The sequence below is a fragment of the Frankia canadensis genome (assembly GCF_900197875.1).
GTDB classification, from domain to species: domain Bacteria; phylum Actinomycetota; class Actinomycetes; order Frankiales; family Frankiaceae; genus Frankia; species Frankia canadensis.
In genome coordinates, this window is sequence record NZ_FZMO01000002.1 from 45,262 (window position 1) to 63,459 (window position 18,198).

10 protein-coding genes are annotated in these 18,198 nt (G+C 74.8%); 3 read left to right on the forward strand and 7 right to left on the reverse strand.

Going from position 1 to position 18,198, the window contains the following annotated elements; all coding sequences use genetic code 11:
- Window positions 1–285: 285 nt before the first annotated feature.
- Entirely contained in the window at window positions 286–3,852 is a 3,567-nt protein-coding gene (locus C1A33_RS01035) for a UvrD-helicase domain-containing protein (RefSeq protein WP_101829639.1), read from the forward strand.
- A 44-nt stretch (window positions 3,853–3,896) separates the two neighbouring features.
- Here C1A33_RS01035 and C1A33_RS01040 read toward each other — a convergent pair whose 3' ends face one another.
- On the reverse strand, window positions 3,897–4,637 hold the full coding sequence (locus tag C1A33_RS01040; RefSeq protein WP_101829662.1) for a class I SAM-dependent methyltransferase: 741 nt from the start codon (window positions 4,635–4,637) through the stop codon (window positions 3,897–3,899).
- Window positions 4,638–5,233: 596 nt separating this feature from the next.
- On the opposite strand from C1A33_RS01040, the gene C1A33_RS01045 reads away from it, so the two are divergent.
- A complete protein-coding gene (locus C1A33_RS01045) occupies window positions 5,234–6,544 on the forward strand; it encodes an aminotransferase class I/II-fold pyridoxal phosphate-dependent enzyme (protein ID WP_101829640.1) in 1,311 nt (436 codons plus the stop codon).
- Between the two features lie 151 nt (window positions 6,545–6,695).
- On the opposite strand, the gene aat is transcribed toward C1A33_RS01045, so the two are convergent.
- Together aat and C1A33_RS01055 are read right to left on the reverse strand one after the other, a co-directional pair.
- Window positions 6,696–7,568 carry a leucyl/phenylalanyl-tRNA--protein transferase gene (aat, locus tag C1A33_RS01050; RefSeq protein WP_101829663.1) on the reverse strand — a complete coding sequence of 291 codons (873 nt, stop codon included), beginning with the start codon at window positions 7,566–7,568 and terminating at the stop codon, window positions 6,696–6,698.
- Window positions 7,569–7,611: 43 nt separating this feature from the next.
- Window positions 7,612–10,026 carry a putative bifunctional diguanylate cyclase/phosphodiesterase gene (locus C1A33_RS01055; protein ID WP_243407050.1) on the reverse strand — a complete coding sequence of 805 codons (2,415 nt, stop codon included), beginning with the start codon at window positions 10,024–10,026 and terminating at the stop codon, window positions 7,612–7,614.
- 1,503 nt (window positions 10,027–11,529) lie between these two features.
- On the opposite strand from C1A33_RS01055, the gene C1A33_RS01065 reads away from it, so the two are divergent.
- The gene (locus C1A33_RS01065) at window positions 11,530–13,584 is read left to right on the forward strand and encodes an NsdA family TPR-like regulatory protein (protein WP_133150532.1); all 2,055 of its coding nucleotides are present in this window, start codon (window positions 11,530–11,532) and stop codon (window positions 13,582–13,584) included.
- 144 nt (window positions 13,585–13,728) lie between these two features.
- On the opposite strand, the gene C1A33_RS01070 is transcribed toward C1A33_RS01065, so the two are convergent.
- From C1A33_RS01070 to C1A33_RS01085, 4 genes are read right to left on the reverse strand one after another with little or no spacing between them, the layout of a single operon-like run.
- On the reverse strand, window positions 13,729–14,979 hold the full coding sequence (locus tag C1A33_RS01070) for an MSMEG_0565 family glycosyltransferase (protein ID WP_243407051.1): 1,251 nt from the start codon (window positions 14,977–14,979) through the stop codon (window positions 13,729–13,731).
- A complete protein-coding gene (locus tag C1A33_RS01075) occupies window positions 14,976–15,815 on the reverse strand; it encodes a carbon-nitrogen hydrolase family protein (RefSeq protein ID WP_101829644.1) in 840 nt (279 codons plus the stop codon). The genes C1A33_RS01070 and C1A33_RS01075 overlap by 4 nt, the downstream gene beginning before the upstream one ends.
- On the reverse strand, window positions 15,812–17,134 hold the full coding sequence (locus C1A33_RS01080; RefSeq protein ID WP_101829665.1) for an MSMEG_0569 family flavin-dependent oxidoreductase: 1,323 nt from the start codon (window positions 17,132–17,134) through the stop codon (window positions 15,812–15,814). The genes C1A33_RS01075 and C1A33_RS01080 overlap by 4 nt, the downstream gene beginning before the upstream one ends.
- Window positions 17,131–18,141: a carbon-nitrogen hydrolase family protein gene (locus tag C1A33_RS01085; protein WP_101829666.1), complete on the reverse strand. Its 1,011-nt coding sequence runs from the start codon at window positions 18,139–18,141 to the stop codon at window positions 17,131–17,133. Before C1A33_RS01085 ends, C1A33_RS01080 begins: the two co-directional genes overlap by 4 nt.
- Between the last annotated feature and the right edge of the window lie 57 nt (window positions 18,142–18,198).

Here is an 18,198-nt window from a genome sequence, read left to right on the forward strand (position 1 = left end):
GGTGCCGATGCAGGTGCGCCGCCGGGCGCCACCTGTCGCGGAGGTGGCCGCGGGCCGCACCCCCGTGCGGGGACACCAGGGGACACCACCGGACGGCCGCGGTGCCGGGTCGTCGTCGCGCTGCCGCCGGGTCGTCGTCTCGTCGTTCTTCGTCGCCTCGTCGTCGCCGTGGGATGAGCGAGCGGTGGACACGTGTGTGCCCGCTGTTGGCCTGGGGTGCGGGGTGCCGCCGGCCCGGCGTGCCGCCGCGAACGGCCGGCGGTGGATGCGACAACATACGCATCTGTGATGTCACGGTTCTATGCTGATTTGCACATCCACTCCCGGTACTCACGGGCCTGCAGCCGCGACTGCGACCTTGAGCACCTGGCCTGGTGGGCGGCGCGCAAGGGCATCGCCGTCGTCGGCACCGGTGACTTCACCCACCCCGCGTGGTCGCAGGAACTGGCGGACAAGCTCGTGCCGGCCGAGCCCGGCCTGTTCCGGCTGCGGCCCGACCTCGAGCGCGAGGTGCTGCGCACGCTGCCGGCGTCGTGCCGCACGGCCACCAGATTCATGATCTCCAGCGAGATCTCCACCATCTACAAGCGGGGCGAGCGCACCCGCAAGGTGCACCACCTGCTTTACGCGCCGACCCGCGAGGCCGCCGCCGGCATCACCGCCGCGCTCGCACGCATCGGCAACCTCGCCGCCGACGGGCGCCCCATCCTCGGCCTCGACTCCCGTGACCTGCTGGAGATCACCCTCGCCGGCGGTCCCGGCTGCTACCTGGTGCCGGCGCACGTGTGGACGCCGTGGTTCGCCGTGCTGGGCTCGAAGTCCGGCTTCGACGCGGTCGAGGACTGCTACGCCGACCTCGCCGACGAGATCTTCGCCCTGGAGACGGGCCTGTCCGCGGACCCGGAGATGTTCTGGCGGATCTCCGGGCTCGACCGGTACCGCCTGGTCAGCAACTCCGACGCGCACTCCCCGCCGATGCTCGGGAGGGAGGCGACGGCCTTCGGCTGCGAGCTGGACTACTTCGCCATCGAGGCCGCACTGCGCGGCGGGAACGGCTTCGCCGGGACCGTCGAGTTCTTCCCGGAGGAGGGCAAGTACCACCTCGACGGTCACCGCAAGTGCGGCGTGGTGCTGACCCCGGAGCAGACCCGGGAGGTCGGCGGACGCTGCCCCACCTGCGGCGGCCCGCTGACCGTCGGGGTGCTCAACCGGGTCGAGGCGCTGTCCGACCGGCCCGCCGGGACCCGGCCGGCGACGGCCGGCGACGTCAGCTCACTGGTGCCGCTGCCGGAGGTCGTCGGCGAGATCCTCGGCGTGGGGCCGAAGAGCAAGGCGGTCGCCGCGCAGGTGAGTTCGCTGGTGTCGCGGCTCGGCCCGGAGCTCCGGATCCTCGGCGACGTCCCGACCTCGGCCATCGCCGACGTCGGGTCCGCCGAGCTGGTCGAGGCGATCACCCGACTGCGGCGCGGCGAGGTGATCCGCCAGGCCGGCTTCGACGGCGAGTACGGCGTCATTCGCCTGTTCGAGCCGGACGAGCTGGGCGGCGGCGGGGGGACGCTGTTCGACCTGGCCGACGACGACCTGGCCGACGACCCGGCCGCGCCCGGCGCGGCGGTGCCCCGCCAGGGCGAGGCGGCGCCGGCGCGCCCGGTGCCGCGCCAGACCACCGGGCGCGGGCGCCGGTCCCGGCACAGCGCGCTTGCGCCCGACGCGGCGGCTGACGGCGGACAGGGCGCCGAGCTCGGCCCATCCCTCGACGAGGCCCTCGCCGCCGCGCCCGCCATGGCGCCTGTCGCCGTGATCGGCGCCGGCGGCGGAGCGGACCGCACCGACGGCGGGGCGGACCAGGCCGACGGTCCGGCGCGGGAGCCGGACGGCGCTCCGCTGCGGTCAGGGGAGCCGTCCGTCCTCGACGGGCTGGATCCGGATCAGCGGCGGGCGGCGGCGCATCCGGGCGGACCGCTGCTCGTGCTCGCCGGGCCCGGCACCGGCAAGACGCGCACCCTCGTGCACGCGATCGCCCACCGCGTCGCCGAGCTCGGTGTGCCGGCCGAGCAGTGCCTGGCCGTCACCTTCACCCGCCGGGCCGCGGGGGAGCTGACCGAGCGGCTCGACGCGATGCTGGGGGAGCGGGCACGGCGCGTGCTCGCGACGACGTTCCACGGCCTGGGCCTGGCGATCGTCCGGGAGCAGCACGAGCGGCTCGCCCGCGGCGCGCACGTGCGGGTCGCCGACGACGCGGTGCGGGCGCAGCTGCTCGACGCGGCGCTGCACGGCGAGGGCGACGCCCGGGCGCGCCGCCGGGTGACGGCGGGGATCTCCGAGCTCAAGCGGCTGCGAGCCCTCGGCGAGGCCCGCCGCGACCACGACCTGGTCGGCGTCCTCGCCCGCTACGACGCGGAGCTGCGTGAACGAGACATGGTCGACCTCGACGACCTGGTCACGCTGCCGCTGACCCTGCTGCGGGACTCCCCGGAGCTGGTCGAGCACTACCGCGCCCGGTTCCGCCACGTCTGGGTCGACGAGTACCAGGACACCGACGAGCTGCAGTACCGGCTGCTGGGGCTGCTGTGCCCGCCGGCGGCGAACCTGAGCGTCATCGGCGACCCGGACCAGGCCATCTACAGCTTCCGCGGCGCCGACGTGGGCTTCTTCCTGCGCTTCGAGCGGGACTATCCGGGCGCGCGCACGGTAGCGCTCACCCGCGGCTACCGGTCGACGCCGACGATCGTGCGGGCCGCCCTCGACGTGATCGCGCCGGCGAGCCTCGTGCCCGGCCGCACGCTGACCGCCGTGCGCGGTGCCGCCGGCGACGGCCCGGTGCTGCTGCGCCGGTACACCAGCGAGGCCGAGGAGGCGATCGCCGTCGTCGACAGCATCGACGTCGCGCTCGGCGGGACCTCGTTCCACGCCCTGGACTCCGGCGTCGACGGCTCGGTGGACGCCGGTCTGTCGTTCGCCGACATCGCCGTGCTGTACCGGACGACCCGCCAGGGCGAGCCGATCATGGAGGCGCTGGCGAAGCGCGGCTTCCCCTTCCAGCGGCGCTCGCACCTGCCGCTGGCCGACGCCCCCGCCGTCGCCGGCCTGCTGGCCATGCTGCGCGCGAGCGCCGGACCGCAGGCGGCCACGGGCCACGGCGCGGGTGGCGGATCCGGCGCGATGAACGGTTCCGTCACCGCCGGGGGCCCGGGCAACGGCGGCGGGCGGCCGGTGGCCGTGCTGCTGCGGGACGCGGTCAGCCGGGCCTTGGACCTGGCGGATGCCCTGCGCACCGAACTCGGCGCGGCCACGACTCCCGCGGGCGCCGAGGGCTTCCCCGGCGGGCGGGTACCGACCGAGGCCGAGCTGCGGCTCGCGATGGAACTGCTCGCCCCGTCGGCCGCGGCGGCCGGGACCGACCTGGACGGGTTCCTCACGGCGGTGACGATGGCCAGCGAGGTCGACGGGTACGACCCGCGGGCTGACCGGGTCAGTCTGCTCACCCTGCACGCGAGCAAGGGCCTGGAGTTCGGGCTGGTGTTCCTCGTCGGCTGTGAGGACGGACTGCTGCCGATGCGGTTCGGACCGGCCGGTCGGCAGGGGTCGTCGGCCGAGGCGGCGGCGGCCGAGGCGGCGGCGGAGGCCGAGGAGCGCAGGTTGTTCTTCGTCGGCGTCACCAGGGCCCGTGACCGGCTGATCCTGTCGTCGGCGGCCCGCCGGCCGGGCGTGCGCGGCGACGGGGAGACCCGGCCGTCGCCGTTCCTCGCCGACATCGGGGCGTCGCTGGTGACGACCGGCGGCGCCACCGCCGCCTCGTCCCGGCGAGCGGCCCGCCGGCCGGTCGCCGGCCAGCAGCTGCGCCTCGTCTGACCCGCGTCGGCCCGGGCGCCACGGTCCGGGCCGGTGAATCGGCGTCAGAGCTTGCGCAGCACCATGGCGAGGTTCCAGGTGACGATCTCCCGGGCGCCGGGCACCCGGAGGATCACCTTCGCCCAGTCGGGCAGGTAGCGGGGCATCGCGTCGAGGATCTCGACGTCGGCGCGGCGGCGGGCCCAGGACAGGGTGTCGGCGACGGACACCGGGAACAGGGTCCGGCCGTAGATGTTCTTCGGCGCGTGGCCCCGGCGCCGCTCGAAGCGGGCCGCGGCGCGGTCGCCGCCGAGGTAGTGCCACGGCGCCGTCTCGTGGCCGCCCCAGGGCGAGAGCCAGTTCGTGTAGCTCAGGAAGATCAGCCCGCCGGGGCGGGTCACCCGGACCAGCTCGGAGCACATCCGCCACGGGTCCGGCACGTGCTCCAGCACGTTGGACGTGTAGCACAGGTCGATGCTGCCGGACAGGAACGGCAGGTCCAGCGCGCTGCCGCGGACCCGTCCCGGCACGTCGTCGATGCCGCCCGCCTCCATCTCCGACACGTCCGGCTCGACCCACACGTAGCGGGCGCCGGCGTCGAGGAACGCGGAGCGGAAATAGCCCGGGCCGCCGCCGACGTCGAGGACCAGCTGGTCGGTCAGGGAGGTGTAGCGCAGCAGCTGGCGGACGGAGTCCGCGGCGATCAGCGAGTAGAAGCCGGCCGGGTCGACAGGCTCCTTGCGGTGCGCGAGGAACAGCGTCTTCGACCGGTTCAGGCCCCAGCCGGAGTAGGGCAGGGTGCGCAACGGCGACGCCTGGTCCGGGGCCGCCGCCGAGGCCACCGGGGCCGCCGAGGCCGGGACGGCGGAGGACGCCGCGGTTCCCGTGGGCTCGGTTTCTCCCGTGGGCTCGGCGGATTTCGCCGTGGATGCCGCCGTGTCAGACATGGCGGGGACGATAACACCCGCACGGTGGGCACCCCCCGGCCCCGCCCCGACCCCGGGCCGGGCGTGCGGCCGGGCACCCGGCCCGGGGATCGGCCGCGCCGTCGGAACCGCCGGCCGAGTCGTCGGACCCGTCGAACCGTGGGCCGTACTGATCATCCAGTTCGGGTCGTTCGGCCTGGTCGCCGGCAATTTCTGGAATTACCTGGACGCAAGGCTTATCGTCTCATTGCGAAAGATTTACCTTGGTCCGTTTGGTGCTTCCTCGTTCCCTGTCCCGGCGACGTATGTTCTCGACGATCCCAAGGATTGGTGATGGTTGTGGCGTGCCCGACCGCCCGGCTCATTCCGGCAGTGCTGCCAAGGGCCGGACTTCTTCGACCTCCTGTGGTAGGCGAGATCGCCCCACCCGGTCGGATGATCTTCGACTCGTGCCAACTGGCCAGCTAGGCGCCGGGATGACCGACACCTTCGAGGCGCCAGCCCGATCTCTACCACGGGCCCGCGACACATTCTCGCCTGCCTGGCGCTATGTGCTCGACCACTCAATGGGCCTGCGGTCGGAACTTGATCGGATGCGCCGGCACGCACCCTTTTACGATGCCATCGTCGACGAGATCGACGGTCGCCGGATACGGATCGGTGACCATTGGCTCACAGATTTCGCATCCTGCAACTATCTCGGCCTCGATCTGGATCGCGAGATCATCGAGACGGTCCCGTCCTATCTTGACCGGTGGGGCACTCATCCGAGCTGGTCCAGACTCATCGCCAGTCCGGTGCCCTATGACGAGATCGAGCGCTCCCTGGCCAGCCTGCTCGGCGCCGAGGACGCGCTGCTGCTGCCCACCATCACCCACATCCAGCTGTCGGTGCTGCCGGCGCTGGTCGGTACCGGCTCGTTGTTCGTCGAGGTCCACGCTCACCAGACCGCCCACGAGGGTGCCGCGATGACCGCCGCCCGCGGCGGCACCGTCGGCCGCTTCCGCGAGGACCGGCTCGACCGGCTGGAGCGCCGGCTGCGCACCGCACCGTTCCCCCGGCTGATCTGTGTCGACGGCGTGCACAGCATGACCGGCAACGGGCCGCCGCTGGCCGAGCTGCTCGCGCTCGCCCGGGAGCACGACGCGCTGCTCTACGTCGACGACGCGCACGGTTTCGGCGTCGTCGGGGAGCGCGGCCCGGCCGAGTCGAGCCCCTACGGCGATCGGGGCAACGGCATCGTGCGCCATCTCGGCGAGTCCTACGACCATCTGATCCTGGTCGGCGGGTTCTCCAAGGCGTACTCGTCGCTGCTCGCCTTCGTCGCCTGCCCGACGGAGGTCAAGGAGTACCTGAAGTCCGCGGCCGGGCCGTACATCTTCTCCGGACCCTCGCCGGTGGCCTCCCTGGCCACTGGTCTGGTGGGGCTTCAGGTCAACGAGCGGCGCGGCGACGAGCTGCGGGCCCGGCTGCACCGGCTGACGTCCCGCCTTCTCGACGGGCTGCGCCGGCTCGGGCTCGGCACCCTGAACACGAGCGGTTTCCCGATCGTCGAGATCCCGCTCACGGACCCGGATCGGGCCGACGAGCTGGGCCGCTACCTGTACGACCGGGGTGTCTTCGCCTCCGTGGTGCCCTTCCCGGTGGTCCCGCGCGACCAGGTCGGCGTGCGCATCCAGATCACGGCGGCGAACACCGACGCCGAGATCGACGACCTGCTCACCGTCCTCGGTGACGCGGCCGCACGCTACCCCCTGCTGCCGGTGGGCGCCCCGCCGGCCGGCTGACGGTCTGCCTCACGCCGGCGGACGGCGCCACCGCCGCCGTGGGCCCGTCCGGGGGTCGCCGCCGGGTGCGGCCTCCTGCCTGAAGGGCGTCGGGCGCGGCTGCGGCACCCGGTGACGGCCAGGCGTCCGGTGCGGCGGGGCGCCCGGTGGGTCAGGCGTCCGGCGGGGCGAGGCGGCTGACGGGGTGACGGTCCCGCTCTAGCCGGACGTCGACGTCGCGGACCCGTTCGAGCACCTCGAGGTAGTCGCGGCGGGGCACCTCCCGGGCACCGAGGCTCAGCAGATGGTCGGTGGTCATCTGCACGTCGAGCAGGACGCCGCCCGCGGCGGCGAACCGGGCGTCGAAGTCGGCGAGCGCCACCTTGGACCCGTCGGTGCGGGTGTGGAACATCGACTCGCCGGCGAACACCCCGCCGACCCCCACCCCGTAGACGCCGCCGACGAGGTCGTCGCCGTCCCAGACCTCCACGCTGTGCGCCCAGCCCAGCGCGTGCAGCTCGGCGTAGCCGTCGATCAGCTCGTCGGTGATCCAGCCGGACGTGCCGCCGCGCTGGCAGCCGCGGACCACGTCGACGAACGCCTCGTCGACGGTCGTGGTCCAGCCGCAGTTGCGCAGCCGCTTGCGCAGCGAGCGGTTCACCCGCACCCCGCCGGCCGGGATCACCGCCCGCGGGTCCGGGCTCCACCAGGGCAGGTCGTAGCCACCGGGGCGCTCCGGCGACAGGTGCAGGACCCGCCGCGCGGCGACGGCCGCCCGTAGCAGGTCCCGCAGCCGTACCGCCACACCCGTCCCGGACCCCTCCCCGTTCGTGACCTCCCCGTTCTTGCCGTCGGCGTCCTTGCCGTCGGCGTCCTGGTCGTCGTCGCTGGGCCAGGGGAAGGCACCCGCGCGGTAGGCGCCGATGAGAGTCGGCGGGTCCAGCGTGCCGCCGACCGCGACGGGCGCCCGGCCCGGACTGCGCCACAGCGAGACGCCATCCCACACGGTGGGCCCCAGGGGGCGGGGCGGGGCGGTCAGCGCCACGAGCCCCGCGCGGGACCGCGCGCGGGCGCCGCGACTGATGTGATCAGCACGGTACCTCCCTCGTCGTGGCGTGCCCGCCCGCCCGCCGGCCGCCGCGGGCCGCGGCACGCGCCGCCAGCGCGGCGGCCTCCCTCGTACCACCCTCCCGCGCGCCGCCGTCGCGGGCGCCGCCGTCGCGGGCATCGCCGTCGCGAGAACTGCTCTCCCGCGTGCCCCCGTCGCGCGCTCCGCCGTCGCGGGCGGTGGCATCGCGGCCGATGGCGCCTTCCCCGGACGGCGGGTACGCCGGCCCGGCGATCGTGGTCCGGCCGCCGGAGCCGGGCACGGACCCGACATCGATCGTCCCATCCGGTGACGCGCGCCGCCGCAGCTGTTCGGTGATCTGCTCGGGTGGTCCGGGTTCGCCGAGCAGGTAGCCCTGGGCCAGGTCGCAGCCGACGTCGGTGAGCATCCGCAGCGCGGCCGGCGTCTCCACGCCCTCGACGACGATGCGCAGGTCCAGCGAGTGGGCGAGCTGCACGGTGGAGCGCACGATCGCCTCCGCCCGCTTGTCGTGCTCCAGCCGCTGGATGAACGACTTGTCGAGCTTCAGCACCGTCACCGGCAGCTCGAGCAGCCGGGCGAGCGAGGAGTACCCGGTCCCGTAGTCGTCCACGGCGATGCCGACGCCGAGTTCCCGCAACTGCCCGAGCACGTTCGCCGAGCGGGCCCGGTCCAGCATCAGCGTCGTCTCGGTGACCTCCAGCTCCAGTGCGGCGGGGCTCAGCCCGAAGCCGGTGAGCATGCGGCTGACCTCCTCCGGGAAGCCCCGGTCGAGCAGGTCGGACGCGGAGAGGTTCACCGCGACGGCGACGTCCAGGCCGGCGGCGTGCCAGCGCCGGCACTGGTCGAGCGCGCTCTGCAGCACCTCGATGGTGAGCATCCGCATGAAGCCGGCCTGCTCGGCCAACGGGACGAAGTCGCACGGCGCGAGCAGCCCGCGGGTGGGATGCCGCCAGCGCACGAGCGCCTCGACGGCGTCCGCCCGGCCGGAGTCCAACGCGACCTTGACCTGGTAGTGGACCTCGAGCTGACCGGTGCCGAGGGCCGCGCGCAGCGCCTCGATCAGGTCCAGGCGGGCGAGGCTGTTCGTGTCGGCCCCCGGATGGTAGGCCTCGACGCCGCTGCGGTTCGTCTTCGCCGAGTACATCGCGACGTCCGCGCGGCGCAGCAGCGTCTGGGCGTCCTGGGCGTGCTCCGGATAGACGGCGGCGCCGATGCTCGCGCCCACGTGCAGGGTCACCCCGCCGACGTCGAAGGGGTCGGCAAGCACGGCCAGCACCCGGTCGGCGACGCTGCGGGCCGCGTCGCAGTCGGCGTCCTCGAGCAGCACCGCGAACTCGTCGCCGCCGAGCCTGGCATGCAGGTCGCCGGGGCGCAGGGCGTCGGAGATGCGCGAACCGACCTGGGTGAGCAGGGCGTCGCCCGCCTGGTGGCCGAGCGAGTCGTTGATGACCTTGAAACGGTCGAGGTCGAGCAGCAGCAGCGCGAAGGTGCCCGGACTGCCCAGGTTCTGCTCGACCCGGGCGAGCCGCTCGATGAAGCCACGGCGGTTCGCCAGGCCCGTCAGGTCGTCGGTGCGGGCCAGCACCCGGCTCTCCGCCAGCTGCTGGACCTCGATGAAGGTGAACGCGGCCCGGGTGAGGGCGGCGAGCACCGTGGCGGCCGCGAGGCCCACGGTCAGCGGCGGCAGGGCGATCGTGGCGCCGAGCACCAGCAGGCCGAGCGCGACGGTGGCGAGGACCAGGGGAACCGCGATCACGCCCCAGCCGGACATGCTCGCCGGCGGCCGCCAGCGGGGACGCAGCCACGCGGCCAGCGCCGGCATGAGCACCGAGAACATCCACAGACTGGGCAGGACGCCGCCCGATGGCTCCCCGCCGATCGTGACGATCACGAGGAGCAGCGAGTCGGCGGCCGCGAAACCCGCGAGCCCGGCGCCGAGCAGCCACCACACCCGCCCCGACCGCCTGCCGAGCACCCCGAACACGGTCGCCACGAGCAGGATCAGCAGCAGGTCGGCGAGCGGGTAGATGACGTTGACCGTCATCGTCCAGGCGCTGTACTCCGGGTTCGCCCGCGCCATCGCGACGCCGATGCCGCTGGTCAGCGCGGCCACACCGAGCAGTCCGACGAACGCGTCCAGCCAGACGCTGCGGTGCAGGCGCACCAGACGGCGGCGCAGCAGCAGGATCACCGCGAGATAGCAGGCCGGGTAGAACAGCAGCCAGCCCAGATCCGCCAGCGACGGCCGAATGGCCGTGCCGCTGTCGTGGACCGCCACGTTGTGGTAGACCGTCCCGCAGCCGTAGCTGACCAGGCCGGCGCCGAGCAGCGCCCAGGGCGTGCGTTCCCCGCGCACGAGCACGGCCCGGCTCAGGCAGAGCAGCCCCGAGCCGATCGCCACGCCGTAGCTCATCGACCGTGCCTCCGCGCCGAATCGCGGCATGTCCACGAACGATGCGACGGAAAGAAAAAGTGCAGTGACGATGAGTAGTAGCTGGGTGATCCGAACCAGGCGGAATCGCCGTGGGGGAGGTGGCGACGTGGTCAATCGGTCATCCCCCCCGCAGTGCCATCGGTCCGCCAGTCGTCCCGCGCGGCCCCGGCCCTGACTACTGGACGGACCATGCCGAGATTCTCGTACATGCAGGTTTCCCGGGATAACGGGTGGAAGTCCGTCGCTGGTTGTCTGTTACGACGTTGGGTCTGCCGCGCGTGCTCGGCCCCGTGACCAGGCCGAGTGCGACTCTCTGTGTGCGGACTGGCTTGGCGGCGTCAGGTGGTCGCCCGGGTGGGTGAGCCTCCGTCGCGATCGAGGTGTGCCTGCGTCCCGCGGCGGGCGGGGCGACCGATCCGCCCACGCGCCTCCGGCGGCCCGCTCGGACGATCGACAGGCATGCGCGTCCACCCTGGACCGGGTGCCGCCCGGCGGACCCGGCGGCCCGGCCTGCGCGGCTCCGCGTCCAGCACCGGCGTCGCGCCAGAGCCGCACCCGGCGTCGGCGCCAGGTGGCCGGCGTCGGTGAGACCGGGCGTCCGCGGCCGGCGCGGTCCCGGGAATCGAATCCGGCGAACACGCCGACGGGCATTGTCGAATCGAGTTCGTCGAACGACGCGACGGGCGGCTCCCGTGTCTTCCGTGGCGGACGTCGGGCATTGAGAATATATTGCCGTCGCCGGGCTGCCGAGAGTTGTTCCGGACCGGCCGAGTCTTTGTCAGGCGTTCCGAAAGAATGTTCCCGGAGTGGAGTTCCGCCGCGTCCCGGATTCCCGCTGGTGTGGAATTGGCCGAATTCCTGGAGGTAGACGCCCGGCCGGGCGTGCCGCATGCTGAGGTGACTGTGGGCGACGGCCGCACCGGCCCCTTCGCCCGGCCGGCCGGCTGCCCCGGTTGATACCGCCCGCACCGAGGCGGCCGGTTCGGCCGGCGTCAGCGTCCGCCGGCGCTCGGCCCACGCTTGCTCGGCCCACGCTTGCTCGGCCCACGCTTGCTCGGCCCACGCTCGGCCTGGTTCGCGGCGTGGCTCCCGCCGGCCGCCCCTCGCGCTGCGCGTTGCGGCGGAGCAGGGGGGCGCCGGTCCCGGGCGGGCAGGTGTGGCCCACGGGTCCCGCCCGGGACCGGCTTGGGCGTCGGCCATCGAGGGGGCAACTCGTTGCCGACCGGCGCCCGGGGCGCGGTCCCGCGTCCGGGGACCTCCCGTCGACCCGGTCGGAAACCGCGTTGGAGTCCCAGTCGACCGCATCCACCGCAAACGGACCAGGGCAGCCGACAGGTGATTCTCCGGGCCGGCGGTGCACCGGACAGGAAACGGACACGGAGGTGGCGGAGGTCCCTGTTCCGCTGGTTCGGCCCGTTCACCTGACCCCGCTGACTATCCTGATCTAGGCCGCACGGACGGTGTCGAGGGAACGGGGTCGACGTGTCTGTCGATAAGCATCCGGGATGGACGCCGAACATACTTCGGCGTTTTCGCGAGGCGCATGGCCTGACTCAGGACGGACTCGCCGAACGACTGCGCGGACTGCCCGCGAAGGACGGTTTTGCCCCGCCGGCCGCCACCGCCGAAATGGTCCGCCGCCATGAGCTCGGAAAGGTCTTTCCGGGCGTTGCCTACCGCCGTTCGTACTGTCGGCTGTTCGGCGTGACCGAGCCGGAGCTGGGCTTCCGGCCTCCGCTGCCCGGCGAGGCCGTCGGCGGGCAGCCGGCGGGGACGCCGACCTGGCCTGGCCCACAGCCGCCACCAGGCGGGACGGCGGGCACGCGGCCCGACCCCGGCTGGCCGGCGACCCCGCCGGGGCGGGCCGACGGGCCGCCGGAGGTGAGCCGTCCACCGGCGGGCCTGGCCCGCCCGGCGACGGAGACGGCAGGGCTGCCCGCGGGTGTGCCGGCCCCCGGGAGCCGGCGCCCGGCGCTGCTGGATGGTCCGGCGGTCCGGCTGGAGGGAGCGCCAGGGGGTGCGGGTGAGCTGGTGGCCGGCGGCGCGGCGGGGATCAGCCCGGGCGCGCCGGCGTGGACGCGGCACAGCAACGATCTGCTCGCGGCCTACCTGTCGGCCACGGTCACCGGCGTCAGGCCGTCGCCCGCCGGCCCGTCACCCGCCGGCCCGTCACCCGCCGTGTCCGCGGGCGCCCGCGGGTCCGCCGGCGCCGCCGCCTCCCCGAGCTCCGCCGCGGCCGCCGGGATCGCCCTGAACTCCGCGCCGGCGCGCGTCGGCGCCTCCCCGGCCGCGGCGGCGCACGCCCGCGGCTCGCTCCCCGCGGCGCCGTCGGCCGGGGCGGTGGCGACCACGCGCCCGCGGGTGCCCGGACAGCCGGTCGCGGCGCGGACGGCGACCGCGCCGGTCACACCCGCCGCCGGTCCCGCCGGTCCCGCCGGTCCCGCCGGTGAGGCGGACGGATGGGACGCCGTCCGCCTCGCCCACGAATGGCTCCTGATGGAACCGCCGCAGCTCGCCGAGCTCGCCGCCGGCCGGCACGTCGGCGCCGCGCTGGCGGAGCGGGTGGAAGGGCGGGTCGGGCAGTTCCGCCGCCTCGACGACTACGTCGGCGGGCGAGACCTCGTCAGCCTTGTCGAGCGGGAGCTGCTGGGCACCGTGACGATGCTGCGCGAGGCCGTCTACGGCGCCGAGGTAGGGCGGCGGCTGCTGTCGTCGGTGGCCCAGCTGTGCCAGCTCGCCGGCTGGATCGCCGCGGACGCCGGCCGGCACGCCGCCGCGGAGCGCTACCTCACCGGCGGGATCCGCGCGGCCCACGCGGGCGCCGACCCCTCGCTCGCCGCGAACCTCATCTCCACCCAGGCCTACCAGATGGTCAACCGCGGGGACGTCCGCCGCGGTGTGCTGCTCGCGCAGACCGCCTGCGCCGGTGTCGGCTCCGCCGCCTCGGCGACCACGCAGGCGCTGCTCGCCGACCGCCTCGCCTGGGCGCATGCCCGGGCGGGGGACCGGCGCGCGTGCGAGCGGTCGCTGGCCACCGTCGAGCGCCTGTTCGCGCGGCGCGACCCGGACGCCGACCCCGAGTGGGTCTACTGGCTCGACGGCCGCGAGATCGACGTGATGGCCGGCCGGTGCTGGACGGAGCTGTGCCGGCCCGACCGGGCCGAGCAGCGGCTGCGCCAGGGCCTGACCGGCTACGACCCGCTGCGGGCGCGGGAGATCTCGCTGTACGAGACCTGGTTCGCCGAGGTCCACCTGCAACGCGGGGACGTGGAGGAGGCCTGCGCGCGGGCGACGCGCGCCGCCCGGCTCGACGTCCGGGTGAACTCCGCGCGGACCTCAGAGCGGCTGCGGATGCTCGCCCGCAGGCTCGCCGGCTATCGCTCGGTCCGGGCGGTCCGCGAGTTCGCCGAGATCTACCAGACGCTGCGGTCGACGACCCCCGGCGGCGGCCGCCCGCGCCCCGAACCGCCCACCGGCCGCCGGCCAGGTGCCAGCGTGCCCGGTCAGTCCCGATCCCGGCCGGGACCGGCGTGCTAGGTCAGACGAGCGGGCCCGGGGACAATGGCGGGTCGGGTCCACCCAGGGGAAGCGGGCCGTGGACGCCGGCCGTGGGCACCGTCCTGGTGGACTTGGTGCTCCTCCCACCCATGGGAAGTCGGCCGCGGACCCTCGCGTGCGGATCTACCCGGCGGATCGCGACTGGCTACCGGCACTCGTGGTCGGCTCGGAGTTCGGGTCGGGGTCGGCGGCGAGGCGTCGGTAGAGGTCCAGGTGCGCGCGGGCCGCGGCGGCCCAGGTGTAGCGGGCGGCGACGGCCTGGCCGTGGGCCGCCCGTCGCACGTCGGGCTGCTCGTCGGGGTGGCCGGCCGAGTCGAGCAGGGCGGCGGCGAGGTCGTCGGCGGTCGTCGCGTAGCGCGCCGCGCCGCCGAGCACCTCCCGCAGGACCGGCAGGTCCCGGGCGACCACGGGCACCCCGGCGGCCAGCGCCTCCAGGGCGGCCAGGCCGAAGCCCTCCTTCGTCGACGGGAACGCGAACGCCTCCGCCTGCGCGACGAGCGCCGGCAGCGCCGCGTGGTCGACGGGCCCGAGGATCCGCGGGACCACCTCGAGGCGCGCCGCCCGGGCGAGCACGGCCTGCCGGTAGTCGCGGTAGTCGAACAGCGTCTCGCCGCCCGCGACGACCAGGGTCAGGTCCGTGCGGACCCGGCGGAGCAGGCCCATCGCCTCGACCAGATCGGCGGTGCCCTTGCGCGGTTCGATCCCGCCGACGGTGAGGACGTACCGGCCGAGCCGAGCCGCCCAGGCCCGCCGGGCGTCGTGGTCGGCGGCGCCGGCGGCGAACCGCGCGGCGTCCACCCCGTTCGGGATCACCACCGGCCGGATCCCGAAACCCCGCTCGACCTCGGCGGCGACCGCGGTGGACACGCACACGTGCGCGGTGGGCGCGATGACGGCGCGATCGTGGCAGGCGACGAGCTCCGGGGTGCTGAAGGCGTCGAGATGGTGGATCGTGCGCACGCACCTCGCCGCCCCCCGCGGTCCCGACCCGCCCCCGGTGCTGGCGTTGATGGGGTCGGCGGCCTCGGTGGCGGCGAGGACGGCGTTGGCGCTGATGCAGTCCTGGGCGTGCACGGCGTCGTAGCCGGCGGCGTCGAACGCGTCCGCGAGCACCGCGATGGACCGTGTGATCCGGGCGCCCACCGGCTCGTCCGGCACCTCGGGAAACGGCACCGCCCGCACCCGGACCCGCGGGTCGACGGGTCGGAAGAAGCCGCCGTCCCCGCCGCGGGCGAGCGTCCACACGTCGACCTCGACGCCGGCCCCCAGGGCGACCAGCGCCTCCGCGAGCGCCAGGGTGTGCACGACGCCGCCGCGGGGCCGCGTCGAGTAGGTCAGCAGTGCGACCCGCACGCCCCCGGGCGTGGCCGTCACCGGGCCTCCTTGTGCCCGTACAGTTCGGGACGGCGCTCGGCGAGGTGGTGCAGGACGAGGCGGGCCCGGTCGATCTCCGCGTCGACGTCCAGCTCGGCGATCGCGAGCCCGCCCTTGGCCCAGGTGCGGGCGAGCACGTCCCCGCCCGGCCCGACCACCTTCGCCTGCCCGAAGAAGCTCAGGCCGCCCATCGTCCCGGTCTGGTTCGACGACAGCCAGACGATCTGGTTCTCCGCCGCCCGGGCGCAGTCGTACAGGTCGAACAGCCTGGCCTGGCGGTCCTGGGTGGGCCGCTCGGCGCGCCGGGTCAGGCTCGCCGGCCACGCGGACACGCAGCTGACCAGGCGCGCCCCGTCGAGCGCCAGCGTCCGCGCCGCCTCGGGGAAGGTCTTGTCGTAGTCGATGAGCATCCCCAGCCGGCCCAGCGGGGTGTCGAACGCGGCGATCCGGTCGCCGGCGGCGTAGACGAGCGCCTCCCCGGGCGGCTGGTGGACCTTGCGGTAGCGGCCGAGCACGCCGTCGCCGTGCACGCACACCGCCGAGTTCCACCGCCGCCCGCCGTCGAGCTCGGTGTAGCCGAGGCAGACCACCATCTCCCCGGCCAGCGCCGCGATCCGGCGGATCTCCGGCCCGTCCGCCGCCACCGCGGGGGGCAGCGCGTCCGGATCCGGCGAGCGCAGGTCGGCCAGGTAGCCGCCGAGCGCCCCACCGGGCAGCACGAGCAGCGACGCGCCCGCGCGCCGGGCCGCGTCGATGATCGAGGCGATGCGCTCCAGCGAGCGGGCGAGGTCACGGCCGAAGTGGGCGGCGGCGGCGGCGACGCGCAGGCCCGTCACCGACCGTCCCGGCAGCGCGCGCGGACCCGCTCCCGGATGTGGTCGGCGAGGTGGGCGGCGTCCGGGGCGATGCCGGCGAAGCGGCCGGAACCCCAGGTGTGCAGCCACGGCAGGCCCAGGAAGTACAGCCCGGGAACGGCGGTGACGCCGCGCCGGTGCTGCGGATGCCCCGCGCCGTCGAAGACGCCGGCGTGCAGCCAGCCGTAGCCGCGGGTGAAGCCGGTCGCCCAGACCACGGCCGCCACGTCGCCGACGTCGAGGCGCGGCCCGGTATCGGCGGCCGGCACCCAGTCCGCGCGGTAGCGGCTCGGGCCGATCGGCACGTCCAGGCCGTGCGCCGCGATGTGCTCGTCGATGAGGCCGTTGATGCCGTTGTAGACCTCGTCGGCGGCGTCGAGGTTCGCGGCGAGGTCGGCGGCGAAGTGGAACCGGCCGCGCGCGACGCCGGTCAGCCGCCCGTGCAGCACCATCCCGTCGCGGGCGAAGGCGCGCAGGTCGATGTCCCGTCCGCCGCCCCGGCCGGTCACGTAGTGGTTGGTGCGGTCCTGGGTGCGTTCCGCCAGCGGCCGGTCGGTCACGGGCTTCGCGTAGTGGCCGGTGTCGTGCATCCAGGCGATGACGTCGCGGCCGCGGTAGCGGCGGGCGAAGCGCGGCGCGTTGCCGACCGCGAGGTGCACCCGCCGGCCGGCCAGGTGCAGGTCCTCGGCGATCTGGGCGCCTGACTGGCCGGTGCCGACGACGAGCACCGGGCCGTCCGGCAGCGCCGCCGGACTGGTGTAGGCGGCCGAGTGGACCTGGTGGAGGTCCTCGGGCAGCCGTTCGGCGAGGCGGGGCACGGCCGGGGTGTGGTAGCCGCCGGTGGCCACCACCACCTGGTCGGCGGTGATCGTGCCGGCATCGGTCTGGACCGTGAAGCCACCGGCCGGATCCTCGGCGCCGGGGCCGTCGCCGAGCGGGCGCAGCGACGTCACCGCCGTGCCCTCCCGCAGCGGCGGGTCGAAACTCGCGCGGTAGCCGTCGAGCCAGTCGATGATCTCGGATCTGACCATGAAGCCGTCCGGGTCGGGCCCGTCGTAGGCGTAGCCCGGCAGCTGGCACTGCCAGTTCGGGGTCACGAGGCAGAAGGCGTCCCAGCGGGCGTCGCGCCAGGTGTGCAGGGCCGTGTCACGTTCCAGGACGGCGTGCTCGACGCCGTCGGCGACCAGGTGCCAGCTCATCGCCAGCCCCGCCTGCCCGCCGCCGATGACGACCACGGGCAGCGTCTCGATGCCGGTCGGCGTCTGGATGCCGGTCGGCGCCGCGGCGTCGGGCGGTGTCACGCGCACCGGACCTTGCGGGCCCGCGTGCCGCCGGCCGGCGCGCCGGGACCCAGGATCGAGTGGAAGGGGTCGAGCGGGCTCGTGCCGGATGGCAGCGCCGTGTCGGGGTAGGCGTCGGGGCGGCGGTCGCGCAGGTGGAACATGCTCGCCCGGGCGGACGCGAGCATCCGCGGCAGGTCGACGGTGGCGTAGGCGACGCCGGCGGTGGTGCCGGTCGTGGCGAGCACCTCGCCGCCCGCGTCAACGACCTTGGCGCTGGCGACGAACCGCAGTGACCCGAACGACCCGGCCTGGTTCGACGACACCCACAGCACCTGGTTCTCCAGCGCGCGGGCCTGGTCGAACAGGTCGAAGCGGCGGGTCCAGCGGTCGTCGGCGAGATCGGGCGCGCGGAACGTGCGCGACGCGGGCCACGCGGAGACGCAGGCGACGATCTGCGCGCCGTCGACGGCCAGCGCCCGCGCCGCCTCCGGGAACGCCTTGTCGTAGCAGATCAGCATGCCGATACGGCCCAGCGGGGTGTCGAAGGCGGTGAAGCTGTCCCCGGCCCGGTAGGAGGCACCCTCGCCGAGAGGCTGGTGGACCTTGCGGTGCACGCCGAGCAGCCCGTCTCCATTGACGGCGACGGCCGTGTTGTACCGGGCGCCGCCGCCGTCCTCGCACAGCCCGACGACGACGACCAGGTCGCCCGCCAGCCGGGCGAGCCGGCGCAGCTGCGGGCCGTCCAGCGCGAGCGCCGGCGGAAGCGAGTCCTCGGCCGCGTCGTCGCCCGGCGCTGCCTCGACGCGCCCGGAGCCGTCCGGCGCGGGGTCGGCGGTGGGGGGTTCGGCGCCCGTCGGGGCGGGGCTGTCGTCGAGGGTGGTCAGGTATCCGCCGAGCGCCGCCTCGGGCAGGACGACGAGGTGCGCCCCCCGCGCCCGCGCGTCGTCCAGGATCGCGGCGATCCGGGTGAACGCCGCCTCGAGGTCACGACCGAACTCGGCCGCGACCGCCCCTACGGTGATCATGTTATCTCCCTGCTCGATCCGGGCCGGGATGATCCGGGCCCACTGGTCGAACCGGTC